3 protein-coding genes and 1 pseudogene are annotated in these 6,112 nt (G+C 60.9%); 2 read left to right on the top strand and 2 right to left on the bottom strand.

What is annotated here, in order from left to right:
- A partial coding sequence (locus tag RHOOR87_RS20115; protein ID WP_043795492.1) for a transposase occupies positions 1-178 on the bottom strand: 178 nt, incomplete at its 3' end.
- 21 nt (positions 179-199) lie between these two features.
- Here RHOOR87_RS20115 and RHOOR87_RS0118335 point away from each other — a divergent pair.
- Positions 200-5,044 carry a hypothetical protein gene (locus RHOOR87_RS0118335; protein ID WP_081700034.1) on the top strand — a complete coding sequence of 1,615 codons (4,845 nt, stop codon included), beginning with the start codon at positions 200-202 and terminating at the stop codon, positions 5,042-5,044.
- 67 nt (positions 5,045-5,111) lie between these two features.
- Positions 5,112-5,951: an RHS repeat-associated core domain-containing protein gene (locus RHOOR87_RS20110; RefSeq protein ID WP_081700033.1), complete on the top strand. Its 840-nt coding sequence runs from the start codon at positions 5,112-5,114 to the stop codon at positions 5,949-5,951.
- Here RHOOR87_RS20110 and RHOOR87_RS19470 read toward each other — a convergent pair.
- Positions 5,853-6,112: pseudogene (locus RHOOR87_RS19470) on the bottom strand (IS4 family transposase); the annotation flags it as partial. The gene RHOOR87_RS20110 and the pseudogene RHOOR87_RS19470 sit on opposite strands and share 99 nt — an antisense overlap.

Here is a 6,112-nt window from a genome sequence, read left to right as displayed (position 1 = left end):
ACACCCGGCCCGCGCGGCGAAACCGCGAGCGTGGCCGGCTGTTGCACCTCGGGCAGCGGAACCCCTGCGGCCAGCGCGCCCGGTATAGCGCCCGGTAGCACCTCGCCTCCGTGCCGTAGCGCCGGATGAACTGCGCCATCGACAACCCCGACTGGAACTGCACTTGGTTCATGGCCATGCCGGTTCTCCGCCTCGTAACATGGCACTGAGCCTCCGCCGCGCACGTCTCACATCACGCGACAGTCGGCTGAGCGTCGTCGCTAATCAGGAGAACGATTGGCCGGATGATGCTCATCCGCCAGCGGGCCACTGCCAGATCGCCCCTCTACAGAATTCTGGATCTTTCGTTTACACGATCGGTGCGCCATCGGGAGCGATCGGTACTTTCGATTTCGAATACGTTCGCCATATTCGTAACTACGTTCCGTTGTCCTGCCCGGGCGACGGCAATCCATATCACAACTATCCGGTCGTCTACGATTTCCTCGACAATTTTTCACTGGTGTCCAAACAGATCAGTGGCCCAGGGTTGGCTACACAAACCTGGACTTATCAGGACGGTGGTCCCAGCGGACCCTACTACTACACTGCGTCTGTGCCATGGAGCTACAACAACAACGCACAGCCCTACATTTCCCCCGACGTCTGTTCAACCTGTTCGTTGTCCAAGACTGTCACGGTTACCAGCCCCGGCGATGTCACCAAGTACATCTTCGGTGTGCAATACGCTCGCAATGAAGGCCAACTGCTCGGTACCGAAGTCGATGATCTTTCCGGCCACGTATCCAGAAGCTCCGCCAACAATTACATCAGCGATGCCGATGCGCTGAGTCAGCCGTTTCCCAACATTGCGGGTCAATCCTTGTTGCCCAACTTCGAGAACCCGATGGGCAATCGGATACGGCCGGTCAAGCAAACAGTACTTACTCAGGACGGTGACACGTACACGGCGCTAACCGAGGCTTTCGATGCCTTCGCGCAGCCGACCAAGACCAAACGCTTCAACAGCATTTCGGGCCAGGCAGCGATCGAAGAGCAGACGGCGTATCTCAATGACCTGCCGCACTGGGTGCTCGGCCTGCCGCAGCAAGTTGACAATCTCACCACCGGTGAAACGGAAAGCAAGAATGTCTACGACCTCACCAACGTTACCCTTTCGCAGCGCTGGCGCTTCGGCCAATTGGTGAAAAGCTACACCTTCGACGCACTGGGCCAGCTGACGAGCTTCACTGATGGTAACAATCACACCACAAGCCTGAGCAACTACAAGCGTGGTGAGCCCCAACTCATCAATTTTCCGGATCTGACCAGCGAAAGCCTGGTCGTGGACGACGCTGGCCGGATCACTAGCGTGACCGATCAGGGAGGCCACACCGCTAGTTACACCTACGACGCGATGGGTAGGATCGCCCGTATTAGCTATCCCGGCGGCGACGAGCAGGCGTGGTATCCAACCACCTTCGCGTACAGCTTCGTTGCCGCTGCCGAGCGGGGCATTGCAGCCAACCACTGGCGGCGCACGGTCATCACCGGCAATGCCAGCGAAGTTACCTACTTCGACGCCATGCTGCGGCCCCTGCTCAGCGATACCTCGATCGTAGGCAGCGCCGGTTCGGACATCACGACGGCGAAGGGCTACGATTGGCGCGGACAGAATATCTTTGCGTCATATCCGGTCAGCGGTGCGCCGGATCTGTCCATCCTCACCACTGGTACGCATCAGACCTACGACGTTCTGGGGCGGCTGACAAAGAGCCAACAGGATTCTGAACTGGGGGTGCTCACCACCGCGACAGCGTACCTGTCTGGCGCCCGCCAGCAAGTGACGGATCCCAAGGGCAACATTACCACCACCAGTTACCAGGTTTTCGATCAACCGACCTACGATGCGGTGACCTTGGTGCAGGCACCCGGCGGTATCACCCAAGCCATCGTCCGCGATCTTTACGGCAACCCGACCTCCATCACCCAGTCGGGCCTCTACAACGGCACCGAGACTGACAGCGTCACCAAGACACTGACCTACGACAGTTATCACCGCTTGTGCCGCACCACCGAGCCGGAAAGCGGCAGCACCGCGCTGGCCTACGACGCAGCCAACAATCTGGCGTGGAGCGCGTCGGGTTTGACCATCATCGGCACCGGATGCGGGGCGGACCAGGTCGCCGCGGCCGCACGGACCACTTTCACCTACGACGGGATGAACCGGCTGCTGACGATCGCGCCCCCCAGCGGCACGCAGAGCACCCAGACCACCTACGACGCGCTCGGCCAAGTGACGAAGGCGGTGTCCGGTACCAGCATCTGGAACGGCACCTACAACTTCCGCGGCATGCTCACCAGTGAGTCGTTGCAGCTGACCGGACAGAACCCCTGGACGATCAGCTACATCCACGATGCCTACGGTCATCTCGCCGCCGTGAACTACCCGGCAGGCACAGGCACCAGCGAGGCGGTAGCGTATGCACCCGATGCGCTGGGTCGGGCCACCAAGGTTGGCAGCTATGCCGGCAGCATCGGCTATTTCCCCAACGGTGCCCTGGCGGAGTTTACCTACGGCAACGGCACCGGCTATGTGGCCGAACAGAACACCCGGCAGTTGCTGAGCAACTTTACCTTCGGCACCACCAGCACGCTCAATCTCAGTGAGGATTTCACCTACGACGTCAACGGCAACATCACCCAGGTGACGGACCTGGCTGGCGGTCCGCGCAGCAAGACGTTTGGTTACGATGCCCTCAATCGCCTGACCAGCGCCACGGCTAACGGCCTGTGGGGGACGGAGTCCTACACCTACGACCCAATCAACAACCTGCGCACCCGGCTGAGTGCAGGGCAGACTTTCAGCTACAACTACGATGCGACGAACAAGCTGACCGACATCTTCAACGGTGCCAGCCCGGTCGATAGTTTCGTGTATGACAACCGGGGCAACGTCATCAACAAGAACGGCGTCAGCCTAGTCTTCGACCAGAAGAACCAGCTCACCCAGATCCCGGGCTACGACAGCTATGCCTATGATGCGTCCGGGCGGCGGGTGAGCAAAACGCCGGCCAGCGACGGGGCCGCCATCTACTACTTCTACGACCACGCCGGTCAGCTGATGTACCAGTGGGAGCCAGGCACCGGCAAAGCCACCAACTTCATCTACTTGGGCAGCAAGCTGATCGCCCGCAATGTGAACTACAACACCCGTGTGATAGGCACGATCGACGGGGTGGTGATCGATGGTAGTGGCAATGCCACGGTGAACGGCTGGGCCTGTTCCACGGGATTGAACCAATCGATTGGTGTAGAAGTGTTCGCCGGTGGCCCATCGGGCGGCGGTGGCACCCGAGTCGCCACCGCTACCGCCAATATAGCCAGTGAGTCGGCCGTGTCCACGGCATGCCAAGCCAGCGGCACGGCATATCGCTTCGCGGTGCCACTGACCACGGCGGTGCGTACTCAGTACACCGGTGCGCCTATCTATATGTATGGCGACTCGCCCGTGGGCAATGGCAACCTTGTACTGAACCAGTCCGGTACGTTTCTTATACCCGCGCCGCCAGTGTCGGGAGCACCGACCCTGACTGCGCCGGCGAGCAACACCACCGGTGGCTACGCGGTGGGGTGGAGCGCGGTCACCGGCGCCACCAGCTACACCCTTCAGGAGCAGATCAACGGCGGTAGCTGGACCACCATTCAAAGTAGTGCGGCCACCAGTTGGACCGCAAGCGGCAAGAGCAACGGGACGTACGGGTATCGAGTGCAGGGTTGCAATACTAGCGGCTGCGGGGCATGGAGCAGCACGGCTAATACGACGGTGCTGTTGCCTCCGCCGACGCCCGCGAGTATCAGTGTGCCGGCGACCAGCAACGGCAGTGTAACGATCAGTTGGGCAGCCAGCAGTACAGCCACTAGCTACACATTGCAGCAGAGCCTCAACGGCGGCAGCTGGGTCAGTGTCTACAATGGTACAGCTACCAGCACGAGCCGCACGCTGACGGTTAGTGGCAGTTACACTTTTCAAGTAAATGCCTGCAACACGAGCGGGTGTAGTGCCTATAGGGTCAGCGGGACAGTGGCAGCGACATTGCCACCCGCCAGCGCGCCCAGTTTGAGTGTCCCGGCCAGCAACAACACGGGCAGCTACACGGTGAGCTGGGGCGCGGTCAGCGCCGCCACCACGTATACGCTGCAAGAGCAGGTCAACGGCGGCAGCTGGACCACGATCCAGGCCACCAGCGCGACCAGCCGGGCAATCAGCGGCAAGAGCAACGGCACCTACGGCTATCACGTGCAGGCCTGCAACACCGGTGGCTGCGGGCCGTGGAGCGCGACCGGCAGCACCGTGGTGCTGCAGCCACCGGCCGCGGCGCCCGCCCTCAGCGTGCCGGCCAGCAGCAACACGGGCAGCTACACGGTGAGCTGGGGCGCGGTCAGCACCGCCACCACGTATACGTTGCAGGAGCAAGTCAACGGCGGCAGTTGGACCACGATCCAGAGCAGCAGCGCCACCAGCCTGGCGATCAGCGGCAAGGGCAGCGGCACTTACGGCTACCACGTGCAGGCCTGCAACGCCGGTGGCTGCGGGCCGTGGAGTGCGACCGCCGCAATCGTCGCGGCCGTCCCCATCGCCATCAATGGCAATGCGTATGCGGTGGGCTACCTCATTCCCAGCGGGCAGAAGGGGTATTCAACGATCGGATTCAAGATCGTCGGCGGCACCACGTGGCAGGTGTACAGCGCCACACCCGCTGGCAACGTGGTCAAGCTTAGCGGCGCGCTACCCAGTGGGGCGGCGACCGTGCAGTACACCTGGACCTATGTGGGGATACCGTCTGGCGATGTCGATGCCGGCGGCACGCTGACGAACAACGCGTCCTCGCCGGTGGCGGTCAGTGGCAACCCTGCGGGCTACTACACCACCGGTACTTTCGGCCCGACGTCTGGCTCGCGTGGGCGCACGTACCAGTTGCGCGTGGATTTCTACAACGCCGCCGGGAGCAACATCTCCAGCTCGACCGCCACCATGACGGCGGAGACGGAGGGGTCGATATGAGCCTGCCGTCGCGATCGACCGTAGTCGCCGTCAGCATCATTCGAAAGGACCGCAAGGACGCGTCGCCATGAACCCACTCAAGACCCTGCTGAGCATCGCGGCCCTGTGGCTTTGGCTGGGTGCGATCGCGCATGCCGGCACGGTGACCTACGTGTACTCCGACCCGCAGGGTACGCCGCTGGCCGAAGCCGACGCCAATGGCACCATCACGGCCACGTTCGACTACCGGCCGTACGGCGTGCAGGCGCTGGGCACCGCGCCGAATGGGCCGGGCTACACCGGTCACGTGAACGACCCGGATACCGGGTTGGTGTACATGCAGGCACGGTATTACGATCCGGCGGTGGGAAGGTTTGTCAGTGTGGATCCGGTGGGGCCGAGTGCAGGAGATGTGTTTAAACTCAATCGGTTTGCGTACGCCAATAGTAACCCTATCATGGTTACTGATCCGACAGGGCGTCAAATTTGTAATAGCGCTGGAACTTCTCCAGGTTGTTATGATCCGTATCGCAGTGTTGGTCACGGACCGTCTGATTGTTGTGACATTGCGGCGAATTCTGATGACGGACAGGAGAGTGCCAAACAAAGCGCTGCGCCGACCAGATCTGCAGGACAATGCGATGAGACGTGCGATGATATCCGCCAGACCAATGCCACGATTTTAGAAAATCAGGGCAGAGCGCTCAAGCAAGCGGGTTTGTTCACGGCTAAATTTGCCGCTCTGAACTTATTGGGCGATGGAGTTGGCCGCATTGTTGGCAGGCTAGGTAGATTTAGCAGGCTTTTGAGATTTGCCAGTACTGTCCGGTTAATCGGGGAAGAGAATCAATTGGTTAGCAGGGTCGCCGGTAGAACTCTGTGGTTCTTGCTGCTGCAGGGCGCATTCCAATGGGGTTTGTTCAAATAGCGTCACGCTCAGGATCTGTAGAATTTCGTAGAGCGAAGCCTTCAGGTGCAGGCGCTTGCGCACGATGGCGATGAGCACATAGACCGCAACGGCGATCCACACCTGGGTCTTCACGGCATTGAGTGAGGTGCCGAAGAATGCCTTGATATGCAGGTGCTGTT

Origin of the sequence: Rhodanobacter sp. OR87 (assembly GCF_000473345.1) — a bacterium.
Taxonomy (GTDB): Bacteria; Pseudomonadota; Gammaproteobacteria; order Xanthomonadales; family Rhodanobacteraceae; genus Rhodanobacter; species Rhodanobacter denitrificans.
Note: the sequence above shows the minus strand (reverse complement) of the source record. Positions and strands in the feature narration are given on the sequence as shown.

Coding starts and splice junctions, on each gene's coding strand:
- RHOOR87_RS20110 (WP_081700033.1), top strand. CDS start 5,112: ATGAACCCACTCAAGACCCTGCTGAGCATCGCGGCCCTGTGGCTTTGG.
- RHOOR87_RS0118335 (WP_081700034.1), top strand. CDS start 200: ATGGCACTGAGCCTCCGCCGCGCACGTCTCACATCACGCGACAGTCGG.